This is a genomic window from Pseudomonas sp. efr-133-TYG-23 (assembly GCF_030209215.1).
GTDB lineage: Bacteria > Pseudomonadota > Gammaproteobacteria > Pseudomonadales > Pseudomonadaceae > Aquipseudomonas > Aquipseudomonas rhodesiae.
Genome location: NZ_JARVSL010000055.1, coordinates 22,124 through 47,221, shown reverse-complemented (window position 1 = coordinate 47,221; position 25,098 = coordinate 22,124). Strand labels below are relative to the sequence as shown.

22 protein-coding genes are annotated in these 25,098 nt (G+C 60.3%); 8 read left to right on the top strand and 14 right to left on the bottom strand.

Translation table 11 applies throughout. The features are described from left to right. Positions 1–206 precede the first annotated feature (206 nt). From QRN41_RS26085 to leuS, 5 genes are all read right to left on the bottom strand, one after another. Positions 207–1,532 carry a lytic murein transglycosylase gene (locus QRN41_RS26085; RefSeq protein WP_167418189.1) on the bottom strand — a complete coding sequence of 442 codons (1,326 nt, stop codon included), beginning with the start codon at positions 1,530–1,532 and terminating at the stop codon, positions 207–209. Between the two features lie 61 nt (positions 1,533–1,593). Next, positions 1,594–1,758 (bottom strand): alternative ribosome rescue factor ArfA, encoded by a 165-nt coding sequence (gene arfA, locus QRN41_RS26080; protein WP_003176285.1) that lies wholly within the window; start codon positions 1,756–1,758, stop codon positions 1,594–1,596. 112 nt (positions 1,759–1,870) lie between these two features. Beyond that, a complete protein-coding gene (gene holA, locus QRN41_RS26075) occupies positions 1,871–2,908 on the bottom strand; it encodes a DNA polymerase III subunit delta (protein WP_034139418.1) in 1,038 nt (345 codons plus the stop codon). 39 nt (positions 2,909–2,947) lie between these two features. After that, on the bottom strand, positions 2,948–3,559 hold the full coding sequence (locus QRN41_RS26070; protein ID WP_094065983.1) for an LPS-assembly lipoprotein LptE: 612 nt from the start codon (positions 3,557–3,559) through the stop codon (positions 2,948–2,950). A gap of 88 nt (positions 3,560–3,647) precedes the next feature. Then, positions 3,648–6,254 (bottom strand): leucine--tRNA ligase, encoded by a 2,607-nt coding sequence (gene leuS / locus QRN41_RS26065; RefSeq protein ID WP_285422301.1) that lies wholly within the window; start codon positions 6,252–6,254, stop codon positions 3,648–3,650. A gap of 262 nt (positions 6,255–6,516) precedes the next feature. Here leuS and QRN41_RS26060 point away from each other — a divergent pair, with 262 nt between their 5' ends. The 5 genes from QRN41_RS26060 to QRN41_RS26040 all read left to right on the top strand — a co-directional run bounded on the left by QRN41_RS26060 (position 6,517) and on the right by QRN41_RS26040 (position 11,192). Next, positions 6,517–6,834 carry a hypothetical protein gene (locus QRN41_RS26060; RefSeq protein ID WP_094065985.1) on the top strand — a complete coding sequence of 106 codons (318 nt, stop codon included), beginning with the start codon at positions 6,517–6,519 and terminating at the stop codon, positions 6,832–6,834. A 99-nt stretch (positions 6,835–6,933) separates the two neighbouring features. After that, entirely contained in the window at positions 6,934–7,695 is a 762-nt protein-coding gene (locus QRN41_RS26055) for a YdcF family protein (protein WP_285422299.1), read from the top strand. A gap of 507 nt (positions 7,696–8,202) precedes the next feature. Continuing rightward, the gene (locus QRN41_RS26050) at positions 8,203–9,285 is read left to right on the top strand and encodes a hypothetical protein (protein ID WP_285422298.1); all 1,083 of its coding nucleotides are present in this window, start codon (positions 8,203–8,205) and stop codon (positions 9,283–9,285) included. A gap of 105 nt (positions 9,286–9,390) precedes the next feature. After that, the gene (locus tag QRN41_RS26045; RefSeq protein ID WP_285422297.1) at positions 9,391–10,380 is read left to right on the top strand and encodes a hypothetical protein; all 990 of its coding nucleotides are present in this window, start codon (positions 9,391–9,393) and stop codon (positions 10,378–10,380) included. Between the two features lie 29 nt (positions 10,381–10,409). Continuing rightward, on the top strand, positions 10,410–11,192 hold the full coding sequence (locus tag QRN41_RS26040) for a hypothetical protein (protein WP_285422296.1): 783 nt from the start codon (positions 10,410–10,412) through the stop codon (positions 11,190–11,192). A gap of 51 nt (positions 11,193–11,243) precedes the next feature. On the opposite strand, the gene lnt is transcribed toward QRN41_RS26040, so the two are convergent. From lnt to miaB, 5 genes are all read right to left on the bottom strand, one after another. Further along, the gene (gene lnt, locus QRN41_RS26035) at positions 11,244–12,767 is read right to left on the bottom strand and encodes an apolipoprotein N-acyltransferase (RefSeq protein ID WP_285422295.1); all 1,524 of its coding nucleotides are present in this window, start codon (positions 12,765–12,767) and stop codon (positions 11,244–11,246) included. A gap of 8 nt (positions 12,768–12,775) precedes the next feature. Continuing rightward, positions 12,776–13,615, bottom strand: a complete 840-nt coding sequence (locus QRN41_RS26030; RefSeq protein WP_010206772.1) for a CorC family transporter — start codon at positions 13,613–13,615, stop codon at positions 12,776–12,778. 42 nt (positions 13,616–13,657) lie between these two features. Next, entirely contained in the window at positions 13,658–14,116 is a 459-nt protein-coding gene (ybeY, locus tag QRN41_RS26025; RefSeq protein WP_034100899.1) for an rRNA maturation RNase YbeY, read from the bottom strand. Next, a complete protein-coding gene (locus QRN41_RS26020; RefSeq protein WP_285422294.1) occupies positions 14,109–15,113 on the bottom strand; it encodes a PhoH family protein in 1,005 nt (334 codons plus the stop codon). Before QRN41_RS26020 ends, ybeY begins: the two co-directional genes overlap by 8 nt. Positions 15,114–15,246: 133 nt before the next feature. Beyond that, a complete protein-coding gene (miaB, locus tag QRN41_RS26015; protein ID WP_034100897.1) occupies positions 15,247–16,575 on the bottom strand; it encodes a tRNA (N6-isopentenyl adenosine(37)-C2)-methylthiotransferase MiaB in 1,329 nt (442 codons plus the stop codon). Between the two features lie 131 nt (positions 16,576–16,706). On the opposite strand from miaB, the gene QRN41_RS26010 reads away from it, so the two are divergent. Continuing rightward, complete coding sequence (locus QRN41_RS26010) at positions 16,707–17,033, top strand: DUF1820 family protein (RefSeq protein WP_003215457.1); 327 nt, start codon at positions 16,707–16,709, stop codon at positions 17,031–17,033. Positions 17,034–17,077: 44 nt separating this feature from the next. Here the strand turns inward: QRN41_RS26010 and QRN41_RS26005 are convergent, their stop codons facing one another. The 4 genes from QRN41_RS26005 to QRN41_RS25990 all read right to left on the bottom strand — a co-directional run bounded on the left by QRN41_RS26005 (position 17,078) and on the right by QRN41_RS25990 (position 20,612). After that, entirely contained in the window at positions 17,078–17,632 is a 555-nt protein-coding gene (locus QRN41_RS26005) for a tetratricopeptide repeat protein (RefSeq protein WP_034100891.1), read from the bottom strand. A 225-nt stretch (positions 17,633–17,857) separates the two neighbouring features. Then, on the bottom strand, positions 17,858–19,141 hold the full coding sequence (gene hemL / locus QRN41_RS26000) for a glutamate-1-semialdehyde 2,1-aminomutase (RefSeq protein ID WP_285422292.1): 1,284 nt from the start codon (positions 19,139–19,141) through the stop codon (positions 17,858–17,860). 11 nt (positions 19,142–19,152) lie between these two features. Further along, a complete protein-coding gene (thiE, locus tag QRN41_RS25995; RefSeq protein WP_167418197.1) occupies positions 19,153–19,782 on the bottom strand; it encodes a thiamine phosphate synthase in 630 nt (209 codons plus the stop codon). 32 nt (positions 19,783–19,814) lie between these two features. After that, a complete protein-coding gene (locus QRN41_RS25990; RefSeq protein WP_034100888.1) occupies positions 19,815–20,612 on the bottom strand; it encodes a hydroxymethylpyrimidine/phosphomethylpyrimidine kinase in 798 nt (265 codons plus the stop codon). A gap of 277 nt (positions 20,613–20,889) precedes the next feature. Here QRN41_RS25990 and QRN41_RS25985 point away from each other — a divergent pair, with 277 nt between their 5' ends. Both QRN41_RS25985 and QRN41_RS25980 read left to right on the top strand, forming a co-directional pair. Beyond that, the gene (locus QRN41_RS25985; protein WP_285422291.1) at positions 20,890–23,280 is read left to right on the top strand and encodes a hybrid sensor histidine kinase/response regulator; all 2,391 of its coding nucleotides are present in this window, start codon (positions 20,890–20,892) and stop codon (positions 23,278–23,280) included. A 70-nt stretch (positions 23,281–23,350) separates the two neighbouring features. Further along, positions 23,351–25,006, top strand: a complete 1,656-nt coding sequence (locus QRN41_RS25980) for an acyl-CoA dehydrogenase family protein (protein WP_285422290.1) — start codon at positions 23,351–23,353, stop codon at positions 25,004–25,006. Positions 25,007–25,098: the final 92 nt, after the last annotated feature.

Below are 25,098 nucleotides of genomic sequence, written 5' to 3'. Positions count from 1 at the left end.
TCACATTGATCAGTGATCGACATGACAACTTGGTCAGCTGTGGGAGGGGGCAAGCCCCTCTCACATTGATCAGTGATCGACATGACAACTTGGTCAGCTGTGGGAGGGGGCAAGCTCCCTCTCACATTGATCAGTGATCGACATGACAACTCGGTCAACTGTGGGAGGGGGCTTGCCCCCGATAGCATTAGCCGCCATCAGCCGATCTAGTGGTTTTGCAGCGACTCCAGCAACTTCACCGTCGGATACCCATCCGCCGGCCAGCCCAGTGCCTGTTGCGCCGCGCGAATGGCCTTGCGGGTATTGGCGCCGATGATGCCGTCCGGGTTGCCCGCGTCGTAGCCTTTAGCGCTGAGTACCGTTTGCAGCTCAATGCGCTGTGAACGGCTCAGGGGCAGTTCATCCTTGGGCCAATCGCCACGAATCACACCGCCACCGCCGAACCGTTCGGACAGCAGGCCAACCGCCAGTGCATAAGACGACGAGTTGTTGTACTTGAGTATGGCGCGGAAGTTGTCCAGCACCAGGAACGCCGGCCCACGGTAGCCCGCAGGTAGCAGCAGGGCGGCGGACAGTTGGTCGACATTGGGCGGCATGCTGGCGCCCGGCGGCAACTGGAGGCCCAGTTTCAGCCATTCGCCAACGGTCTTGCGCGTGCCGCCGTCGGCCAGGGCGTAATCGAAGTTGCTTGGCAGTTGTTTGACCTCAAAGCCCCACGGCTGCCCTTTCTGCCATCCGGAGCTTTGCAAGTAGTGCGCGGTGGAGGCGAGGGCGTCGGCCGGGCTGTTCCAGATATCGCGGCGGCCGTCGCCGTCGAAGTCCACGGCGTGGGTGTTGTAGGTGGTGGGAATGAACTGGGTCTGGCCCATGGCCCCGGCCCAGGAGCCTTTCATCTGGTCGGCTGCGATATCGCCATGCTGGATGATCTGCAGGGCCGCCAGCAATTGTGCCTGGGCAAACGCCGGTCGGCGGCCTTCGTAAGCCAGGGTCGCCAGGGAGCGGATCACCGAGTTGTTACCCTGGAACTGGCCGAAGTTGCTCTCCATGCCCCACACCGAGACCAGCGCCTGACGGTCGACACCGTAGCGTTGCTCGATGCGTTGCAGAATATCGGCGTACTTGATCAGCAGCGCCTGGCCATTGCGCACGCGCACCGGCGACAGGGCACCGTCGAGATATTCCCACACCGGGCGAGAAAATTCCGGCTGGCTGCGGTCGGCGCGAATCACCGCCATATCAGGCGTGACGTTGGCAAAGGCAGTATCGAAAACAGCGGGGGTGATACCGGCCTTTAGCGCCTCTGCACGGAAGCCAGCCTGCCATTCGGCGAAGGTCTGGGTCGGTTGGATATCCAGGTTGTCCACGGCCAGCGGAGCCACAACGGCGGGCGCTACCACAGGGGCGGGCTGAAGCGTCTGCAAGGGCTGGGCGTCGGCGGCGGTAGGTTTTTCCGCGCAGGCGACGAGCAGAATGAGGCTGGAGGCAGCGATCAATTGGCGCAGGTGCCAACGACGGGAAAGGCTAGAGGGCATGCACAGGTCCAGGGATTACAAATCAGGTGCAGACCTTATCATGCCAGAGGGGCGCTTGCCTTCAGGCAGCCAGAAAGTAAGAAGCCTCCCAGCTATTAGACTGGAAGGCTTCGCGGCGGTAGCTGCCTTTGCCCTTGCCGGCGCGTTCCTGACGGCTGCGGAACAGTGGCTGGGCGATGATGGATTTGGCCTTATTGGGGCCATGCTTGGATGGCTTTTTGCTCATGGTCGGGACTCTCGGTAGGTGGTTACAACGGCGCAAATCATCTGCCGAAGTTTGGCCGCTGTAAAGCCCGACAAGGTTTTTGAAATGTTAACGCGGTCAACAGATGGGAGGGCTATTCGGCGGGGAGTGTCAGGCGTTGCCCGGACATCAGCAGCGCCAAGCGACTCAGGCTCATCCATGGCGAACCGGCCGCTTGTCCCTTGATTTGCGCATCGATGCGCTGTGCTTCGAGCAGAAGCTGCGCCCAACGTTGCGCCGAGTGCCGTTGCAGGGCTTTGCTCATCAGGGGTTTGCGTTTGTCCCATACCGGTGGTCGTGCCTGGCTGAAACATTTGTCCAGCGGCGTACCTTGGCTGTATTGCAGGGAAATATTGGCCAGTACCCGCAACTCACGGGCCAGGGCCCAAAGAATCACCGGCGGCTCCACCCCTTCGCCGCGCAGCCCTTCGAGCATGCGAAGGGCATGGGCAGGTTCGCCGTTGAGAATCGCATCCACCAGCCCGAACACATCAAAGCGCGCGCTATCGGCCACGGCGCTTTGCACGGTTTCGACAGTGATCTGCCCGTCTTCGGCCATCAGCTTGAGCTTCTCGATTTCCTGGGCGGCGGCAAGCAAGTTACCTTCAACCCGGGCCGCGATCAGCTCGACCGCGTCTTGAGTCGCCGCCAGGCCCGATTGGGACAGGCGCTGACGAATCCATTGCGGCAATTGGTTACTGTCCACCGGCCAGATCTGGATGAACTGGGTCTGCGCGCCTTCCACCAACGCCTTGCCCCATTTGGTTTTCTGCGCACTGCCGTCGAGTTTGGGCAGGCTGATCAGCAACACCGTATCCTCGGCGGGGCGTGCGCAGTATTCCATCAGGGCAGAGGCACCTTTGTCGCCGGGCTTGCCTGAAGGCAGGCGCAGTTCCAGCAGGCGTTTTTCGGCGAACAGCGACATGCTCGCACCGGCTTGCAGCAAGGTGCCCCAGTCGAAGCTGGCATCCGCGCTGAAGACCTGGCGTTCATCGAAACCTTGCTGGCGGGCAGCCGTGCGAATGGCGTCGGCGGCTTCCTGGCACAGTAGCGGGTCGTCACCGCTGACAATGTAGACAGGCGCGAGGCCACCTTGCAGGTGTTTGGCGAGTTGGGCGGGAGCGAGTTTCATAGGCAGGGCGAACGGGGCGCCAGGGGCGCCCCGTCTGGCTTACTCAACTGGTACCGGTACTTCGACAGGCGATTGTTTCGGCGTGTTGTCTTCGTACTCTTGTGCCGCTTTAAGCGCGTCGGCTTCTGCCTTGGCCTTGTCGTCAGCGGTGCGTTGCAGCACTTCCAGCTGTTCAGGTGTGAGCAGTTGCAGGCGCAACATCATGCGTTGAACCAGGTCGCGACGCATTTCCTTGCGCACTTGAACGACTTCCGAATCCGAACCCACCAGGTTGTTGCCGTCGTGGCTCACTACCTTCTGGATCTGAATCTTGTCATCCATCAACGGCAGGTGGTCACGGCCCTGCACTTCAAAGCTGAGCACGGTGCTCAGTTCGATGTCCGACGCACGGCCTGCGCTGGCGTAGCTCAGGTTACGTTGGGTTTCTTTCTCGTCCACCAGTACCAGCTTGTAGGGCGCGCCGGTGTAGACATGCACGCCGCTGTTTTCCAAGACCTGACGCAGTTGCGTCACGGTTTCGCCATAAGCGTTACGGGCGCTGACGTCCAATTCTTTGATGGACAGGTCATTGGTGCCCGTGCCGCGCAGCTGGAAGCCGCAAGCGCTCAGCAGCACGGCAAGGCCCATAACCAGCAAGTTGCGTTTGATCATTTTGTTGCTCCCCTTGAAACCAGGCGGGCCTTATCGCGGCCCTGAAGGTTTAGTTCGGCGCAGGGCTCAAGCCCTGCGCCCGATCCGATTAGCTGGCGACGATATTGACCAGTTTGCCTGGCACAACGATCACTTTGCGGATCGTCAGGCCTTCGGTAAAGCGCAGCACATTCTCGTTGCTGCGCGCGGCCGCTTCGACTTCTTCGCGGCTGGCGCTGGCTGGCATGTCGATCTGACCACGCAGTTTGCCGTTGACTTGGATGACCAGTTGCAACGTGTCCTGCACCAGGGCGCTGTCATCCTGTACCGGCCAGCGCGCATCGATGACCGCGTCGCTGTGGCCCAGGCGGCTCCACAGTTCGTGACTGATGTGCGGCGTGATCGGGGCCAGCAGCAGGGTGACCGTTTCCAGGCCTTCCTGTACCAGCGCGCGATCCTGCTCGGTAGCCTGCGGGGCTTTTTCCAGCACGTTCATCAGGGTCATCACCTGGGCGATGGCGGTGTTGAACTTGTGGTTCTGGCCCACGTCCTGGCTGGCTTGCTTGATGGCCAGGTGGATGCTGCGGCGAATGGCTTTCTGCTCGTCGTTCAGCGCGGCCACGTCCAGCTTGGCCGGCAGACCCTGGCTGACATGGGCATGGGCCAGACGCCAGACGCGCTTGAGGAAGCGATGCGAACCTTCCACGCCAGAGTCGGACCACTCGGCGCTCATGTCGGGCGGCGAGGCGAACATCATGAACAGACGGCAGGTGTCGGCGCCGAACTGGTCGATCATCGATTGCGGGTCGACGCCGTTGTTCTTCGACTTGGCCATCTTCTCGGTGCCGCCGATTTCCACCGGCAGGCCGTCGGCGATCAGTTTGGCGCTGATGACCTTGGCTTTGCTGTCGCGTTCCAGCTCTACATCCGCCGGGTTGAACCAGGTGTAGGCGCCATTGGCTTCGCGGCGATAGTAGGTCTCGGCGATTACCATGCCTTGTGTCAGCAGGTTCTTGAACGGCTCGTTGGAGGTGACCAGGCCTTCGTCGCGCATCAGCTTGTGGAAGAAGCGCGCGTACAGCAGGTGAAGAATGGCGTGTTCGATACCGCCGATGTACTGGTCGACCGGCAACCAATGGTCGGCTGCGGTTTTTTCTACCAGGCCGCCTTCGTAGTGAGGCGAGGCGTAGCGCGCGTAGTACCACGAGGACTCGACGAAGGTGTCCATGGTGTCGGTTTCACGCTTGGCCGGCTGGCCGCATTTCGGGCAGCTGCACTCATAGAACTCGGGCATGCGCGCCAGGGGCGAACCGGCGCCGTCCGGCACCACGTCTTCCGGCAGCACCACGGGCAGTTGATCTTCGGGCACCGGCACGTCGCCGCAGCTGGCGCAGTGGATGATCGGGATCGGGCAGCCCCAGTAGCGCTGACGGCTGATGCCCCAGTCGCGCAGGCGGAACTGGGTGCGCGAGGCGCCGAGGTTTTTCTTGATCAGCGCCACTTCGATGGCGTCGAAGGCACCGGCGAAGTCCAGGCCGTCGAACTCGCCGGAGTTGATCAGGGTGCCGTGCTCGCCATACGCGTCTTGCCATGGTGCCGGGTTGCTGTCGCCCGAGCTGGTGCGCACTACGGTTTTGATCGGCAGGTTGTACTGGGTCGCAAATTCGAAATCGCGCTCATCGTGCGCCGGCACGGCCATTACCGCGCCATCGCCGTAGTGCATCAGCACGTAGTTGGCGACCCATACTGGCAACTTCTCGCCGGTCAGCGGGTGCTCGACGAACAATCCGGTCGGCAGGCCTTTCTTCTCTTGGGTGGCGACGTCGGCTTCGGCCACGCTACCGCCTTTGCATTCGGCGATGAATGCCTGCAGCTCAGGGTTATTCTGCGCGGCCTGGGTGGCCAGCTGGTGTTCGGCGGCCACGGCGACGTAGGTCGCGCCCATGAGGGTGTCGGGACGGGTGGTGAACACTTTGAGGGTGCCCGCTTCGCCGATGGAGTCGACGTTGTACGGGAACTGCACTTCCATGCCCTTGGATTTGCCGATCCAGTTGCGCTGCATGGTCTTGACCTGTTCCGGCCAGCCCGGCAGATCATCCAGGCTCGACAACAGCTCATCGGCGTAGGCGGTGATCTTGAAGTAGTACATCGGGATTTCGCGCTTTTCGATCAGCGCGCCGGAACGCCAGCCGCGACCGTCGATCACCTGCTCGTTGGCCAGTACGGTCTGGTCGACCGGGTCCCAGTTCACGGTGCCGCTCTTTTTGTAGATCACACCTTTTTCGAACAGGCGCGTGAACAGCCATTGCTCCCAGCGGTAGTAGTCCGGCTTGCAGGTGGTCACTTCACGGGACCAGTCCACGGCCAGGCCCAGGCTGCGCAGCTGGGTCTTCATATAGGCGATGTTTTCGTAGGTCCACTTGGCGGGCGCTACATTGTTTTTCATCGCGGCGTTTTCCGCCGGCATGCCAAAGGCGTCCCAACCCATGGGTTGCAGGACGTTTTTGCCTTGCATGCGCTGGTAACGGGAGATCACGTCGCCGATGGTGTAGTTACGCACATGCCCCATGTGTAGCTTGCCGCTGGGGTAAGGGAACATCGACAGGCAGTAGAAGGTCTCCTTGCCTGGCTGTTCACTGACTTCAAAGGACTTCTGCTCGTCCCAGAAGGCTTGGGCGGCATTTTCTATTTCACGGGGCTGATATTGTTCGTGCATGGCTACTTTTTGAACTGAATAGGGGTGGCCTAATCCTCTTCGGTGCATTGTCCGGGTAGATCGACACCCAAAAGCGCCGCATCCGTGCCCAAACCCTGCGGGAAGTGGAGTTACAGGAAGCGCCGTAGCATACATGACCCCACTCTATCGAGGGAAACCCTGATTGCGCGGCCAAGGCCGTCTGTCGCGGCGCCGGGCAGGCGCAGCCACGGGGGCTACGCTGTTTATTGGGGAGCAAGTCTTTCTTCAATGAGGTGAGGGGATGGTTGAATCGCAGCGAATCGCAACGAAACCGGAAATCTACGAAGGACTGATCGACCGATTGGGTCGTGCATTGGATGCAGCGAGAACTGCGGGCCGATTGCGTGATGAGCGGCCTGTGGAGTTGGAACTGCGCGGTTTGAGCCGCGCGGAATTGGAACTGATCAAGGCTTATCTGGAACGCAACAAGTGCAGTGCGCCTCCCATGGCGGTAACCCCGCCAGTCAAGGAGCCCACGCAGTCTGCCAAGGTGGTGTGGCTCAAGGATTTGCCGGCCGGTCGTGGCCCGGAGAGATTCCGGTCCGCCCGCTGCAAGTAGTTCGCTCCCCCCTGAACAGCACCATTTCACCGTGCAACTTTCTAGATTGCCGCTAGACCCCGTTACACCTTAGGCTTCGGGCATCTGTGGAGATGCCCGATGCCTATTCGTTATTTCATCAAACAACTGCTCCTACCGCCCGGCATTCTCTTGCTGCTGCTGGCGCTTGCCTGGTGGTTTCGCCGTAGCCGCCCGAGGTTGGCCGGTTGCTGCTTTGCCCTGGGCCTGGGCGGTATGTGGTTGATCAGCCTGCCCGTGATGGTGGAGTGGTGCGCCCGTGCGCTTGAGACCGAGCCGCCATTGGCTCGTGAGGACTGGTCCACCCTGGCCCAACGCGCCGACGCCATCGTCGTATTGGGTTCCGGGCGAGAGCGAGGCGACCCCGCCTGGGGCGCCGATCAGCCTACGGGCATTGGGCTGGAACGCCAGCGTTACGCCGCGCGCTTGGCCAAAGCGTCAGGGTTGCCGGTACTGACCACCGGAGGTTTGCATTACGGCACGCCCCCCAGCGAAGCGCAGTTGATGGCGGTGTCGATGCAGGATGACTTTGGCGTCACGGTGCGTTGGAAGGAAGAACGCAGCCGTACCACTTGGGAGAACGCGCAGATGAGTGCCGAGATTCTATTGCCCGAGGGTATCAAGCGCGTGGTCGTGGTCACCCAGGCCTGGCATATGCCGCGCTCGGTGTGGAGCTTTGAAAAGGCCGGTTTCACCGTCGTACCGGCCCCGGTCGGTTTTTTGGGGGTGGATAATGCCCGTCCTCTGGGCGGTTGGATGCCGGAATTCAAATCGGTGTGGCAGAGCGGGCAGTTGATTAACGAAGCGGTCGGGCAGGTGGGGTATCGATTGTTTTATCGCTGAATTGCGTCATAAGAAATCAGCCGTTGGGCGGATTTAGGGAAGGTCAGTTTTCGGTATGAACGCAATGTTCTAACTGGCCTTATGGCGCAAGCAGTCAGACGTCTTTTTGTTTGTAAGATATGTAGGCCGCTCTGGTGTGCGTAGTGCCTTAGGTACTGTGTGATGAATATGAGCTAATAACTTTTCGTTGTTATGTTGATTGACTGTTTATGGCGATTCGTAACCCTTGGTTATGTAAGTTTTAGATTAATGCATGGTCATTTAAAAGCTGTTGTATGAGTAAGTTGTTTTTGCTTGTGCGGGTTCGCTGCGCGCCGTAATTTTTTGTGCGTTGATAACGTGGAATTTTTAATAAGTTGGCTACCACTAGTCTGTGCGAACACTGACGCTGCGCAGTGCGACAAATTAAACTTGCGGGGTGAATTAATCGCTCCCCTCGTGCATTAAGTTGTCGCAGGTGTTTCCGTGGCGAGCTATGTGCTAACTGAGCTAGAGAGGCGGAGTTGTGTGAATATATTATCAGCAGCAAATAATCACCGAATAAGCCGTTTGGGTAATGCCTTTGTCGGTGAAGAGGCTCCTGCTACAGCTGGAGCGGGAAACTGGTCAGCGAAACCAGGTGAGCATTTCACGGCTTACAGCCCTGACGTTCTTGGCCCTTTAAAACAGGACGACGCGCAATTAGGTCAAACGCTGACGACGTTGCTTTTGTTATTGAAAAACGTCACCGACAGCTTGAAACAGTTTTTGGATGCCGACGCGATATTGCCGGCGCCCGCAAACGACGTAGCGCCCAAGCCAGCCTCGATTATCCCGCCCAAACCGCGCGAACTCGAAGCGCGACCAGCAGTTGATATCAAGGTCAGGCACCTCGTGGACCGCTTGCCTGTGGCTGACGAGGAGCTTGATCCGTTTGATGCGCTGGACTTCGCTGATGGCAAGCATGGCGGCGCGGGCGTTGCACTTGAGGATTATGAATGGCGGCGGATATGGAGCGAAGTGATCAATGAAGACGATTGGGCGATGGAGTTGTCTGGAAAACCCAAGGGGCAAAAACCGGCTGATCTGAAAGCGGGGGTGTCCTGGCAATACAAGCCGTACCCGTGGTTGGGCCATGACAGCCGTGTTCCTTATTTGGAAGTCATTAAGTTGGCCATGTCGAAGTATGGCCAGAGTGTGGACAGTGTCCTGGAAAAAGTAACGGCCGTGCCTGGCGGGTACCACATCATTATGAAAGATGGTGTCGCGTTGAACATCACTCATAAAGAGTTGCACTTGGCGTCCAAGGCCTGTGGGTTTGTGGGGTTCGACGAAGGCATGGTGAACGATGCTTCATTTTTATTTGGGGTTCTGTGCAAGCGCATCTATTTGACTGAGCAAGCGAAGCACTTCGCGGACAATGAAATTTGGACGCGCCCATCGGCTGAAAAAGTTCCGAAAATGCGCACCTATGCCGGTGTATTAGCGCTCACGCCATTTAATACGAACAAACATGAAATTCTGGCGGCGCTTGGATTACGCGACGCGATCAGCACCACTGAATTGGCCAAAGGTCCTCGTGAAAGAAAGGTACGGCAACATAATTACTGAGCCTCTGATGGAAGACATTTCAAGGGTTATTAGAGCTAGCTGTTGATGAGTGCCGGTTAGTCTTGGCTGGCCGTGGCTGTTAATGAAAACCAGGGAGGAAAAGGTATGAGTCATTCGGTTGCCAGCCCCGTAAATGGTTACTACGGGCGTTATCAGGCTGAGGTGCATAAAAGTTATGTGGGTACGGCGCCTGAAAGGCCGCACGGGGCAGGGGCGTTCGACAGGGCTGCAAGCCCCGATGCCGCAGCAGCCAATAGTGCGGCCCCCCATGCCCAGGCTTCGTTCTCCGCGATCACTGACATGTTGCGCGAGTTAAATAACATGATCACTACGCTGTCCGCACGCATGGGTGGGCAGCAGCACAGGCCATTACCCGCTGCTACGTTGACCCCTGATCAAACACGATCAGTGCTTCAGCCCCATAGCCCGCCTTTGGAACGCTCGGCGCTCGGCGTAGATTCGCGTTCAGATGTTCCCGAGACGCCGCATCGAAAATTCATCCGGGGCAACGCAGAGAATGCCGGCATAAAACCGACCCATATTTGGGGGGCGTTCTCTCAGGAAGGGGTGGGTAACTGCGTCACCGTCAGTGCAATCAAGGCCGCCATGGCTAAGTTCGGCCATAACCCTCATGGCATCTACAAGCAAATCACCGAAGTTAAGGACGGTTTTGAAGTCACCATGCGGGACTCTTTCAAGTTGCATATTTCCTTTGAGGAATTGGAAGAGGCTCAAGAAGGTGCCGGACTTCGGCCGGGTCACTCGGAGGATGTTCTGATCAATGCGCAGTTTTTATACGCCGTCAGTGCCAAACGAGCGCAGCTTGAAAACAATGATGGAGACGCTGAGGACAGCTTCGAGGATGCCATGGTGACGCTGGCCGATGGAGAGCTTGCGGGCGAGGGGCTTATTCGCCTGGGATTGCGGGCGCACATGGCGCCTACCACCGTGAGGGAACTGGCCGAGGGTGCCATCGGAGTTCTCTGCAATGGGCCGCACCAAATGGCGGTAGTCGATGGCGCGCTTGATATGTGGGGCACCAAGACCAGCGTCTATAAGGACTTTCATTGGCGTTATGGCGCCAAACTCATCTAAACCAATCAAGTGAGTAAGGAATACTGCTGATGAGCGTGTCCAGAGTCGCTAACAGTTTTTACGAAGGGCGTTACGGTCAGCCTGTCACCGCCCAGCGCAACAATAACGAAAACACCTATTCATCGTACCGGTCGCCTCTCAATAGACCGTCCGCAAACCAGGCGTATGCCAGCCTCGACAACGGAGCAGAGCCCGGCGATTCATTGATCAAGGGCGATGCGGATTCACCCAGCGTTATCCCCACGAATATCTTTCGCGATTTCTACCAGGGCGGCAGTGGAAATTCGGTGGTCATTTCGGCGATTAAACTGGCCATGATGAAGTTCGGCCACAACCCTCACCATATCTATAAAGAAATCGAGGCAACGGCTGACGGGTTCAATGTGAGGATGAGGGACGGCTATAAGCTCTTCATTACTCATGACGAAATTCGGCAGGCTGCCGCCGCTTCGGGATTTATAGGCGACGGTTCCAATGATGTGCTGGTTAACGCCCAGTTTTTATATGCGGTCAGCGCTAAACGCATGCAGCTCGATAAGTTTTACGAGCGCAGCAGTGAAACCTTTGCCTCGGCGCTACAGATGCTCAGTTCAGGTGATTATCCAGGTGAAGCATTACGGCGGCTGGGGCTGAAGCACCAGATGGTCGCCGCCTCGATGCGCGAGCTACGAAAGGGCGGAACGGGCTCGATGTATACCCCCGGCCATATGCTGGCCGTTGTCGACGGTCACATGGATTATTACGGGCGACGCGTGAAACTGGCTGGGTCGGGCATGGCAATCACCGGCAGAATCGCCATGACGCTAAGGTAGGTGCAAGGGCTTTCTCCTCGGAGAAAGCCCTGCCTGCGGGTGGGGCTCTTGTCAGCCGATTTTCGACAGGCGGCCCGCCAGCAGCGCCCAGCCAAACAGCCCCAGACACACGATGATCAACGGCCACGAACGCCATTGCAGGTACGGCGTCAGGTTATGCATGGGCACCACTTCGCCATACAGGATGCCGCGTTCGAACTGCGGGATCTGCACGGTGATCTGTCCGAACGGGTTGATCAGCCCGGTCACGCCGTTGTTGGTGGCGCGGATCATCCAGCGCCCCGCTTCCAGCGCACGCATCTGCGCCATTTGCAGGTGTTGCAGAGGGCCGATGGAGCGCCCGAACCAGGTGTCGTTGCTGATGGTCAGCAACAGGTCGCTCTGGGCTGAAAGGCCAGCGGCAAACTCGGGGTAAACCACTTCGTAGCAGATGAACGGGGCGATCTGATAGCCCTTGGCTTGCAGCATGGCCTGGTCGGAGGGGCCACGGGCAAAGTCCGACATCGGCAGGTCGAAGAACGCAATCAGCCCACGCAATATGTCCTGCAACGGTACGTACTCACCGAAAGGCACCAGTTTTTGCTTCAGGTAGGTGCCTTCGCCTTCGCCTACTACGGTGATGCCGTTGAAGTAACGCTTCTGGTGGTGCACTTCCTGACGAATCGGCACGCCGGTAATCAGCGCGGTATGCCGGTCGGCCGCGAACCGCCCCATCATCCCCAGGTAACCCTCCACCGACTCCTTGAGCACCGGCACCGCTGTTTCGGGCCAGACCAGCAGGTCCACAGGCTTGGAGCTGAAACTCATGTCGCGGTACAGCGCCAATTGCGCATTGAGCTGCTGCGGGTCCCACTTCATGCTCTGTTCGATGTTGCCCTGGATCGCGGCCACCTTCAGCGGAGCGCCGGATGGCTCGGTCCAGGCATGATGTTTGAGCGCCAGCCCGATGCCCCATGGCGCGACCAGCAGCACCAGGCCCGCGGCGACAAAGCCATTGCGTTTGGCGGCCAGCAGGCGCGGCAGGTTGCACAGCACCGCAGCCGTAAGCGCCAGGGCATAGGAAATCAGCCACATCCCGCCGAGCGGGGCCAGCCCTGCCAGTGGGCCATCGAGTTGACTGTAGCCGGAATAGAGCCATGGGAAACCGGTGAGGAACCAGCCGCGAAAGGCCTCTTGACCCACCCATAGCGCGGCGAATGTCAGGGCGTCGGCCAGCGGCGCTTCGTTGCGGCGCAGCCAGCGTGCCCACAGCCAGGCGGGCAGGGCGAAGAACCAGGCAATGGCGGCCGTGAACAACAGCATCAGGAACCCCGCCAGCAGCACCGAAGCGCCGCCGAAGTGGTGGATGCTGTAGTAGATCCAGCTGGTGCCGGCACCGAACAGGCCGAAACCGAAGCACCAGCCACGCCCCAAGGCCTGGCGCGGTGTCAGCTCTCGCAGGCCGATATAGAACAGCCCGACGGCCACCAGCGCAAATGGCCACAAATCGAACGGCGCCAGCGCCAGGGTAGTGATGGCGCCGGCCACCACGGCCAGCAGGTTACCGGGCCAGCCGGGTGCGATAAGACGGCGCATGTCAGTCCTTAGCGGGCGATAGGTGTCAGGCGAATCAAGTGGATACGACGGCTGTCGGCATTCAGGATGCGGAAGCGATAGGCGCCGATTTCGGTGGTTTCGTTGCGCTTGGGCAGGTGGCCAAACGCGCTCATCACCAAACCGCCCACTGTGTCGAACTCGTCGTCGGAGAATTCGCTGTCGAAGAACTCGTTGAAGTTCTCGATCGGCGTCAACGCCTTGATCAGGAAGTCGCCGCTGGGCAGGGGCTTGATGTAGCTGTCTTCTTCGACGTCGTGTTCGTCTTCGATGTCGCCGACGATCTGTTCCAGTACGTCTTCGATGGTCACCAGGCCCGCTACGCCGCCGTATTCGTCAATCACGATGGCCATGTGGTTGTGGTTGGCGCGGAATTCGCGCAGCAGCACGTTCAGGCGCTTGGACTCGGGCACGAAGGTGGCCGGGCGCAGCAGATCCTTGATGTTGAAGCTGTCGCCGTTCTCTTTGAGGATCAGCGGCAGCAGATCCTTGGCCAGCAGCACGCCCATGACGTCGTCATGGCTTTCGCCGATCACCGGGTAGCGCGAGTGCGCCGAGTCGATCACGGCCGGGAGGAACTCCCGTGGGGTCTGGGTCGCCTTGATGCTGATCATCTGCGAGCGCGGGACCATGATGTCCCGGACCTGCAGGTCAGCCACCTGGATCGCGCCTTCGACGATGGCCAGCGCTTCGCTGTCCAGCAACTTGTTCTGATGGGCCTCGCGCAGCAGCTCCAGCAGCTCCTGGCGGTTTTTCGGCTCGTGGGCAAAAGCCTGGGTCAGTTTACCCAGCCATGACTTCTGCCCGTTGCTCGATCGGTCTTCGCTCATAGCGATTACTCTGAATCCTTTGTTGTTACAGTTGAGTGTTTTTTAAGCTTCGTCATCGGCATAAGGGTCGGGATGACCCAATTGCGCAAGCAACGTTCGTTCCAGCGCTTCCATTTCCTCGGCTTCGTCATCGTCTATATGGTCGTAACCCAAGAGATGCAAGCAGCCGTGGATGACTAGATGGGCCCAGTGCGCCTCAAGTTCCTTGCCTTGTTCCCTGGCTTCACGCTCGACGACTTCGACGCAGATCACCAGGTCGCCCAGCAATGGAATGTCCAGCAACTCGTCGGGAACATCGGCGGGGAAGGACAACACGTTGGTCGCGTAGTCCTTGTGGCGCCAGGTGTGGTTCAGCTCGCGGCCCTCGGCCTCGCCCACCAGACGGATGGTCAGCTCCGAGTCGGCGCTGCGCTGGCGCAGTGCCAGTGCACACCATTGGCGAAACTGCTCCTCGCTGGGGGCTGGCGCGTCGGTGGCCAGCTGTAGATCCAGTTCAAGCATCGCCGCGAACGTCCTTGGCCGGGGCACCATCGCGATGGTCGAAGCGCTCGTAGGCTTCGACAATGCGCTGCACCAGCGGGTGGCGCACCACGTCCTTGGGCATAAAGTGCGTGAAGCTGATACCCGGAACGTCCTTGAGTACCTCGATCACCTGGGCGAGGCCGGACTTGGTGCCCTTGGGCAGGTCGACCTGGGTGACGTCGCCGGTAATCACGGCCGTGGAGCCGAAACCGATACGGGTGAGGAACATCTTCATCTGCTCGACGGTGGTGTTCTGGCTTTCGTCGAGGATGATGAAACTGTTGTTCAAGGTACGGCCGCGCATGTAGGCCAGCGGAGCGATCTCGATCACCTGGCGCTCGATCAGCTTGGCCACGTACTCGAAGCCGAGCATCTCGTAGAGCGCGTCGTAGAGCGGGCGCAGGTACGGGTCGATCTTCTGGGCCAGGTCACCGGGCAGGAAACCGAGCTTTTCACCGGCCTCGACCGCTGGGCGTACCAGCAGAATGCGGCGTACTTGCTCGCGTTCCAGAGCATCCACCGCGCAGGCCACGGCCAGGTAGGTCTTGCCGGTACCGGCCGGGCCGATGCCGAAGTTGATGTCGTTGCCGAGGATTTCCTTGACGTAGCGCTGCTGATTCAAGCCGCGTGGGCGAATCATGCCTTTCTTGGTGCGCAGGGCCACGCTGGCTTCGGCTACAGGGTTGTTGGCCAGGTCTTCCACGGCCGATTCCTGCAGGTACAGGTGCACGGTTTCCGGTGACAACTCGCTGCCCTTCGTCTCGCGGTAGAGACGGCGCAACAGGTTTTCTGCGGACGTGGTGTGCTGGGGGTCGCCAATGAGTTCGAACTGATTGCCGCGGTTGCGGATCTCGATGCTCAGGCGTTGTTCGATCAGGCGCAGGTGCTCGTCGAACTGTCCGCACAGATTGGCGAAACGGCGAGCCTCAAACGGCTCGAGGAAAAAACGATGGGGTTCTGCTATGGGTGCGTTCAAGGTTGCTTTTAGCCGCCCTTTGGCTGTTTAAGTGAAAGAGAGGATAACGCCAGTGACGCAGGTACGAAAGCACTTACGTCATTGGAATGTTGCACGGTTCCAATGTGGGTGGGGGGCTCGCCCCCTCCCACGTTTATTGCACCAGCGAGCCGCGCAACGAATGCGGTTGGGCCGCATCGATGTGCACGTCGGCAAACTGACCGATCAATGTTGGATTATCACAACGGAAATTGACGATCCGGTTGTTCTCGGTGCGGCCTTGCAGTTCGCCGGGGTCTTTCTTGGAATAGTCGGTGACCAGGATGCGCTGGATCGAACCGACCATTTGTCGGCTGATCTCGAAGCCCTGCTGATTCAGGCGATGTTGCAGGGCATTCAGGCGTTCTTTTTTCACGGTCTCCGGGGTTTCGTCCACCAGGTCCGCCGCCGGGGTGCCGGGGCGTTGGCTGTAGACGAACGAGTAGGAGAAGTCGAAGCCGACGTCTTCGATCAGTTTCATGGTTTGCTGGAAATCTTTCTCGGTTTCGCCGGGGAAACCGACGATAAAGTCCGAGCTGATGCAGATCCCCGGTACAGCCGCGCGCAATTTGCGCAGCTTGGATTTGTATTCCAGGGCCGTGTGGTTGCGCTTCATGGCTGCCAGAATGCGGTCCGAGCCCGATTGCACCGGCAAGTGCAGGTGTTTGACCAGTTCCGGCACTTCGGCGTGGGCCTGGATCAGGCTGTCGGAGAATTCCAGTGGGTGCGAAGTGGTGTAGCGGATGCGCTCGATGCCGTCCACCGCCGCGACCACGCGGATCAGTTCGGCAAGGTCCGCCAGCCGCCCGTCGTGGGTCTGGCCGCGATAACCGTTGACGTTCTGACCCAGCAGGGTCACTTCGCGCACGCCGTTCTCGGCCAGGTGGATGATTTCCGACAGCACATCGTCAAATGGACGGCTGACTTCTTCGCCACGGGTGTAGGGCACCACGCAGAACGTGCAGTACTTGCTGCAACCTTCCATCACCGACACATAGGCGCTGGGCCCGTCGATGCGCGGCTCGGGCAAGTGGTCGAATTTTTCGATTTCAGGAAATGACACGTCAACCTGCGGCAGCTTGCTGGTGCGCGCGGCGTCGATCATCTCGGGTAGGCGATGCAGGGTCTGCGGGCCGAAAACCACGTCGACATAGGGCGCGCGATCGCGAATCGCAGCGCCTTCCTGACTGGCCACGCAACCGCCGACGGCGATCACCATATCCGGGTTGGCCAGTTTCAATTCGCGCCAGCGACCCAGCTGCGAGTACACACGGTCCTGGGCCCGTTCGCGGATCGAGCAGGTATTGAGCAGGATCACGTCGGCATCTTCGGCGCGGGCGGTGACTTCCAGGGCCTGGTGTTCGCCCAGCAGGTCCACCATGCGCGAGCTGTCGTACTCGTTCATCTGGCAACCGTGGGTTTCGATGTAAAGCTTCTTGGCCATGGGAATCGTCAACTGGTGGTAAAGAACCGCGCATTATAGGGGGCATGCCCATTGGTTCCTAGCGCTGTGCATCGGGTGCCATGCTATAGTTCGCGCCCTCTTTTATATCCCCGATGTGTTATTCGCCCACCATGACCAAACGTGAAGCTCCAATCTACAAGGTGATTTTCCTCAACCAGGGCCAGGTGTTCGAGATGTACGCCAAGCAGATCTATCAAAGTGATCTGTGGGGCTTCCTGGAAGTGGAAGAGTTCGTCTTTGGCGAGCGCACCCAGTTGGTCGTCGATCCGGGCGAGGAAAAGCTCAAGGCGCAGTTCGAAGGTGTGGTGCGCAGCTTTGTGCCGATGCACTCGATCGTGCGCATCGATGAAGTCGAGCGCCTGGGTACACCGAAGATCAGCGAAGCACGGGGCATGAGCAATGTCATGCCGTTTCCGATGCCGATGCCTGAGAAGTAAGGCTGTTGCGGGGAGGGAGCAAGTTCCCTTGCCCGAGAATGGAATCAAGGCAGGGGCGAGAAGGGCGAGCGCCCGTCGGCGCTTTGCAATTCCAGCAGGTACTTGCGGAAGATCTGTCCCAGTACCTGGGTAGCCACTTCCAGTTCATCGCGCTGCATGTGTTCGGCGACTTCGTCGGCGGTGTCCAGCGCGTCTTCGGCGCCGTTGACCGCCGCCATTTTCAACACGATGTAAGCCTGGACGTTATTGGCCGGCACACCTTCACCGTGGAAGAACATGTTGCCCAGCTCGAATTGCGCCTGCGCGTGGCCCTGTAACGACGCTTTTTCGAAATAGCTCAGGGCTTTGTTGAGGTCGCGAGCGGGGTTTTTGCTGTCATGGTAGTACTCGCCCAACTCGTATTGCGCCTGGGCATCCCCGTCGTCGGCCTGTTTCTGGCACGCGCTCAGCGCTTCGGCCTGGCTGTCTGGCTGGGTATTGAGGGTGCAACGACCCATCGCTGGGATTAACAACGAGTTGCCGCCTGCTTGTGCATGTGCCAGCAGCGGCTGAAGGAGCAACAGGCAGCCCAGAACCAGGGTGCGGCCGGTGCGTTTCATGGGAATCGACTTACCTCTGACGGGGCGCGCGGACCCTCGTGGGATCCAATAAGCGCGCATTATGAAATAAGCAGGCCCCTGCTTACAAAGTCTTTACTCGTTTTTCTGCTGGTTGGGCAAGTTATCTGCCGGATTACAGGTTATTTCTCGAAAAAACTCGGAAATATCCGTAGGCAAAGTAGTCCATCAGGCGCCACTGGGGTGGCGCCTACCGGTTTCAAATGTTTATTTCAGAGCGGCGAAGGCGCGTTCAGCGGCATCCAGGGTCAGTTTCAACTCGGCGTCGCCATGAGCGATGGAGGTGAAACCGGCTTCGAACGCGCTTGGCGCCAGGTAAACGCCGCCCTCGAGCATCAGGTGGAAGAAGCGCTTGAACAGGTCCGCATCGCTGCCCATCACGTCGTCGAAGGTGACGATATCGTCGGCGCCGCTGAAATACAGGCCGAACATACCGCCGGCCTGGGTGGTGACGAATGGGATACCGGCCGCATCGGCACGCTGTTGCAGGCCGTCGAGCAGACGGGTGGTGTAGTCGGTCAGTTCGGCGTGGAAGCCCGGACGGCTGATCAACCGCAGGGTGGTCAGGCCGGCGGCCATGGCCAGCGGGTTACCCGACAGCGTGCCGGCCTGGTACACCGGGCCCAGTGGGGCGATGTGCTGCATGATTTCGCGCTTGCCGCCGAAGCAGCCCACCGGCATACCGCCGCCGATGATCTTGCCGAAGGTGCTCAGGTCCGGCGTGACGCCGTAGTACGCCTGCGCGCCGCCCAAGGCGACGCGGAAACCGGTCATCACCTCGTCGAAGATCAGCACCACGCCATGTTTGTCGCATTGCTCGCGCAGGCCTTCGAGAAAGCCCGGCGCCGGCGGTACGCAGTTCATGTTGCCCGCCACCGGCTCGACGATGATGCACGCCACGTCCTGGCCGACTTCACTGAGCATGTGCTCCACGGCGGCGATGTCGTTGAAGGGCAGGGTCAGGGTGTGTTTGGCGAACGCCGCCGGCACACCGGCCGAGCTCGGTACGCCTTGGGTCAGCGCGCCCGACCCGGCCTTGACCAGCAGGCTGTCGGAGTGGCCGTGGTAGCAGCCTTCGAACTTGATGATGCTGTCGCGCCCGGTAAAGCCGCGAGCCAGGCGGATCGCACTCATGGTGGCTTCGGTGCCGGAACTGACCATGCGCACCATCTCCATCGACGGCACGATGGAGCACACCAGGTCAGCCATCTCGGTTTCCATGGTGGTCGGCGCGCCATAGGACAGGCCGTGTTCCAACTGCTTGCGCACGGCGTCCAGCACGTCCGGATGGCTGTGGCCGAGGATCATCGGGCCCCACGAGCCCACGTAGTCCACGTAGCGCTTGTCGTCTTCGTCAGTGACGTAGGCGCCTTCGGCATGTTTGAAGAACAACGGCGTGCCGCCCACGCTTTTGAACGCACGCACGGGGGAGTTCACACCACCGGGGATGTGTTTCTGGGCATTGGCAAACAGGGTTTCGGAACGGGACATGAGCGGGCTCTCTAAACTGAAGATTTAAGAAGGTCGTTGAAGGCGCGGGCGCGGCGCGTCACTTCCTGGGTGCTGTCGGCACCGAACAGGCCGTGGACCACGGCGAGCAGGTCGGCGCCCTGGGCCACCAGCGGTTCGGCGTTCTCCAGGGTGATGCCGCCGATCACGCAGATGGGCACATGCAGGCGCTGATGCGCTTCGGCCAGCATCTGCAACGTGGCGGCCGGGGCGCCGGGCTTGGTGTTGGAATTGAAGAAGCGGCCAAACGCCACGTAACTGGCGCCTTCTTTGGCGGCCTGTTCGGCCAGTTCGATCTGGCTGTGGCAGGTGGCGCCGATAATGGCTTTGGGGCCGAGCAACGCACGGGCCGGGGTGAGCGGGCCGTCGGTCTGGCCCAAGTGCACGCCGACGCCCAGGCGCGCGGCCAGTTCGGCGTCGTCGTTGATGATCAGTTGGGTCTTGTAGCGCGAGCACAGTTCTCGCAGCTTTTCGGCTTCGCGCAGGCGGCGCGCGTCATCGCTGCTTTTGTCGCGGTACTGCAGCAGGGTCACGCCACCGTCCAACGCCGCTTCGACGTAGGCGAGGAATTTGCCGGCCAACAGTTGGCCGTCGGTTATGGCGTAAAGGCCACGTAATTTCATCGGGCATGTCCCTTGAAGTGGCGAGCAGGCGCCTACGAGCAGAAATCCAGCGGCAGCCGGCGCGGTACGAACTGGCCCTGGCCGAGTTGTTCGGCGTCACGCAGCGTGCGCCAAGTGTAGTTGAGGGCCGATTGCACGGCGCTGACCAGGCCCTCGCCCTGGGCGAGACGCCCGGCCAAAGCGCTGGCCAGCGTGCAGCCCGAACCGTGATAGCTGCCCGGCAGGCGCTGACAGGTGAAGGTCTGGCGCGTGCCGTCGCGGCTATACAGGCGGTTGTGCACTTCATGCTCGTCGCCATGACCACCGGTGATCAACAGGTGTTTAATAAACGGCAGCAGCTTGTCGGCGCACTCGTCCGCCGTGCCTTCGGGCAGTTCGGCGAGGATACGTGCCTCGGGCAGGTTCGGCGTGGCGATCAGCGACAGCGGCAACAACCGCTCACGCATCGCGTAGCCCACTTCGTCCTTGCCCAGGCTACCGCCGCCGCCGGCGCGCAGCACCGGGTCGCAGACCACCGGCAGGTGCGGGTGCGCCTGCAGCAGCTCGACCACGGTGTCGACCATCGCGGTGGAGCCGAGCATGCCCAGCTTGACCGCCGCCACCTCGGAGTCGCTGAGCACGGCGTTGGCCTGGGCCAGCACCCACTCGCGGTCGAGCACGCGGAAGTCGCTGACGTTCACCGTGTTCTGCACGGTCAGCGCGGTAACGGCCGGAGCCGCATGGCAACCCTGGGCGAGCAGGGCTTCGATATCTGCCTGCAAGCCGGCGCCACCACTGGGATCATGGCCGGAGAGACAGAGGACAACAGGGCGAGAGCTGTAGATATTCATGGTGGGCGAGCTTACCACCAAACGCTTTTTGCGTGGCCTTCGGGCGGTGGCTGAATGTTGTCGCACCCACCGAGTTTCTTTTGCTGCCTGAAACCCTGAAAAACAGTGCTGAAAGCCTTGATCTAGAGCCTTTCAAAAATTTATTTCAATGGTGTCCAATGGCCTGCAACGGCTATGCTAGAGTGGATTCAAACAACTTATCTGTACCGCCGGTGTACGTCTTCTCAAAAGGAATGGGGGGCTTTTGATATAACCGGACAGGCCACGCTGGGGCTCTATGCGCTATTTGCTGATTCTATTGTTGTGCGGGCTGCCGATGCTCGCCAGCGCCATTGAGTTCAACCAGGACACCCGAAGTCTGCCCCTGGGCCGAGCCCTGCAAGTGCTCGAAGACCCGAGCGCCGCCCTCACCATTGCCGATGTCAGCGCGCCTTCCGCGCTCGCGCAATTCAAGCTCCACGATAAGGACACCCTCAACGCCGGCTATTCGCGCTCGGTGTTCTGGCTCAAGCTCAATCTGCACTATGTGCCCCACAACGCCGAGGCCCGACGCACCTGGCTGCTGGAGCTGGCGTACCCGCCGCTGGACCATCTGGACCTGTACCTGCCCGACAGCACGGGCACCTATCGTTTGGTCAGGCGCACTGGAGATGCGTTGCCGTTCGCCAGTCGCGAGATCCGTCAGAACAACTACCTGTTCAAGTTGGATTTCACCCCGGGCGAGGATAAAACCGTTTATCTGCGAGTGCAGAGCGAGGGTTCGATCCAGGCGCCGCTGACCCTCTGGTCGAGCACCGCGTATCTGGAACAGCAGCCGCTGCGCCTGTATGTGCTGGGTCTGATCTATGGCGTGTTGCTGGGGATGCTGGTTTATAACCTGTTCATCTACCTCAGCGTGCGCGACACCAGCTACCTGTATTACATCTTCTATATCGCCTCGTTCGGTCTGTACCAGTTGTCGGTCAACGGCGCGGCGGTGGAATATTTCTGGCCCAACAACCCTTGGTGGGCGAACGCCGCGACACCGTTTCTGATCGGCGCGTCGGCGCTGTTCGGCAGTCTGTTCGCGCGCAGCTTTTTGCACACCGCTCAACACAGTCGCTGGATCAACCGTGTGTTGCTGGCGCTGGTGGCGTGCGGGGCAGTGGTCATGCTGCTGTCGTTGATGACCAGCTACGCGCTGGCGTTGCGACTGGCCACGGGCCTGGCGCTGGTGTTCACCGTGACCATCTTCGTCGCCGCCATCAAGGCCTGGTACTGCGGGCAGAGGGTGGCGCGTTACTTCATCATCGCCTGGTCGGCGTTCCTGCTGGGCGGGGTGGTCAACACCCTGATGGTGCTGGGCTATCTGCCCAATATGTTCCTGACCATGTACGCCAGTCAGATCGGTTCGGCGATTGAAGTGGCACTGCTGTCGCTGGCCCTGGCCGACCGCATCAATGCCATGCGCGAGCAGCAGGCGCAGATTCTGTTCGATGCCAGCCAAAAGCTCGAAGTGCTTAACTCCCAATTGGCCCGCAGCAACCGGCTCAAGGATGAGTTTCTCGCCACCCTGACCCACGAACTACGCACGCCGATGAACGGCGTGATCGGTTCCCTGGAACTCATGCAGACGGTGCCCCTGAGTCACGATCTGGCCCAATACCATCAGACCGCCGCCGGCTCCGCGCGGGACATGATGCGCATGGTCAATGGCATCCTCACCCTCACCGAATTGCAGGCCGGTCGCCTGAGTGCGCAACACCGCGTGTTCAGCCTGCGTGGCGTGCTCGACAGCGTGCGCCAGCAATTTAATACCAGCGCCCAGGGCAAGGGCCTGGCGTTTTCCATCGACGTGGCGGATGAACTACCGGACCGTCTGGAGGGGGACGTCGACAAGCTTATTCAGTGCCTGGATTGCCTGCTGGACAACGCCTTCAAATTCACCCACGAAGGTTCGGTACGCCTGCGCGTGGTGGGAGTGCCTCACCGCGACGGCGGCGTGCACCTGAGTTTTATCGTGACTGACACCGGCATTGGTTTTGCCTCTCTGGATGAGGCCACGCTGTATCAGCGCTTCTTCCAACTGGATGGCTCGACCACCCGCGAATACGGCGGGTTGGGCATCGGTCTGGCGATCTGCCGGCAATTGATCGAACTGATCGGCGGGCGCCTCACCCATCATTCCGAACCCCGCAAGGGCAGTCGCTTCCAGCTCGAAATGCAGGTGCGATCGGTGCCGTCCGAAGCCAAGCCGGCGCCGGCCCGGCAACGAGCGCCGCAGGATTGCGCGGTGTTGTTGGTGGATGACAACAGCGTCGGTCAACTGGCCGTGCGCGGCATGCTGCTCAAGCTCGGCTATCGGGTCAAAACCGTGGACAGTGGCCCTGCGGCGCTGGAGGCGCTGCAAGCGCAGACGTTTGACGCGGTTCTGTTGGACCTTCCCGAAGGAAGCTTCTCTGTGTGCTGTCAGATCCGCGCGCTGCCTGGTGGGGGAGAATTGCCGGTGATCGCCCTGGGTACATCGTCGAATGTGCCTGAGCGAGAGCGGTGCCTGGGCGTAGGTGTCACTGAGCGTTTGACCAAACCGGTGCGTTTCGAGGCGCTGCAAGCGGTGATGGAGCGCTGCGTGCTAGGGGTTTTAGAGGGTGAAAGCGCCGCGCATTCGGCGCGTATGTCACTTTTTTAAGCGCGGTAGCGGTGCTTAACTGAAAAAACCGGCCTCAACTGAGCGTGGCCTTTTTTCCAGGACGCCCGTGATGAACCTGCATCAATTTGCCGAAACCCACGACGTGACCAACCAACCGCCGTCCCTGGACGGCGTCAACCTGTACCGCATCGACCTGCCCCTGCAAGAGTGGTCGCGACGTTTCGGCGCCGGTTGGGCGCACTCGCGCATCGATACCTATGGCGCATTGGCCGGCGGGCCGTTGATGGCGGCTGGGTTTCTGGCCAATCAACACAAACCGGTGTTCAACAGCCACGACCGTTACGGTCACCGCATTGATCTGGTTGAGTTTCACCCCGCCTATCACGAGCTGATGCGCACCGCCGTCGAACATGGCCTACCTTCGCTGCCCTGGGCTCATCCGCAGGCCGGCGCCCATGTGGCCCGCGCCGCCATGACCTACCTGCACAGCCAGGCCGAAGCCGGCAGCGGCTGCCCATTGACCATGACCTTTGCCTGCGTACCGGCGTTGCGGTTGCAGCCGGACCTGGCCAAGACTTGGCTGCCGAAAATCCTCAGCACCCAATACGACCCGCGCAACGTCGGCATCGCCCACAAGGCCGGTGCCACCCTTGGCATGGCCATGACCGAGAAGCAAGGCGGCACCGACGTGCGCGCCAACACCACCCGGGCTTATCCGGTGGGCGCTGGCGGCCCTGGGCAGGCGTATGAGCTGGTGGGCCACAAGTGGTTCTGTTCTGCGCCCATGTGCGATGGGTTCCTCACGCTAGCCCAGACTGACAAGGGCCTGAGCTGTTTCCTACTGCCCAGGCACCGCCCGGATGACACCCGCAACGAGTTCTACATCCAGCGCCTGAAAAACAAACTCGGCAATTGTTCCAACGCCTCCAGCGAAGTGGAGTTTCGCGGCGCCCTGGCCTGGATGGTCGGCGAAGAAGGCCGTGGTGTGCCGACCATCATCGAGATGGTGGCCATGACCCGCTTCGATTGCATGGTCGGCTCCAGCGCCCTGATGCGCCAGGCCCTGACCCAGGCCAGCCATCATTGCGCCCATCGCTCGGTGAGCGGCCGCTTGCTCAGCGAGCAACCGCTGATGCAAAACGTGCTGGCCGACCTTGCCCTGGAAAGTGAAGCATCCCTGGCCTTGAGTCTGCGCATGGGGAGGGCGTTGGATCATTTGGATGACGAGCAGGAGAGTAAATTCGCACGGCTGGTGACGGCGGTGGGCAAGTATTGGATCTGCAAACGCGCGCCGGCCATGATCAACGAGGCCGCCGAGTGCATGGGCGGCGCCGGTTATGTGGAGGACAGCATCCTGCCGCGCCTGTACCGTGAGGCGCCGGTGAATTCAACGTGGGAAGGCTCCGGCAACGTGCAATGCCTGGATGTGCTGCGTGCGCTGTCCAAGGAACCGGGCGTATTGGAGGCGCTGTTTATCGAACTGGGCAATGGCCACGGCGACCGGCATTTGGCGCGGCATATCGAACAGCTGAAGTCAGCTTTTATGGATACCCAGGACATCCAATACCGCGCGCGGCAGTTAACCGAGGACATTGCCGTGGCCTTGCAGGCCAAACTGTTGTTGGAAGCGGGGAATGCTGCGGTCAGCGACGGCTTTATTGCCAGCCGCTTGAGCGATTCCTCCGGCCGCGCTTATGGCGCCTTGCCGCGTGGTGTGGATGTGGCGGCGATTGGCGCCCGCTCAACGCCTTCTGTTTCTGAATAAGCCCGGTCCAAAGGTGGGAGGGGGCAAGCTTCTCCCACATTATTGAGTGCATTCCAACGCCACTGTTTCGGTGCGGCTGGGATGCAGGCAAG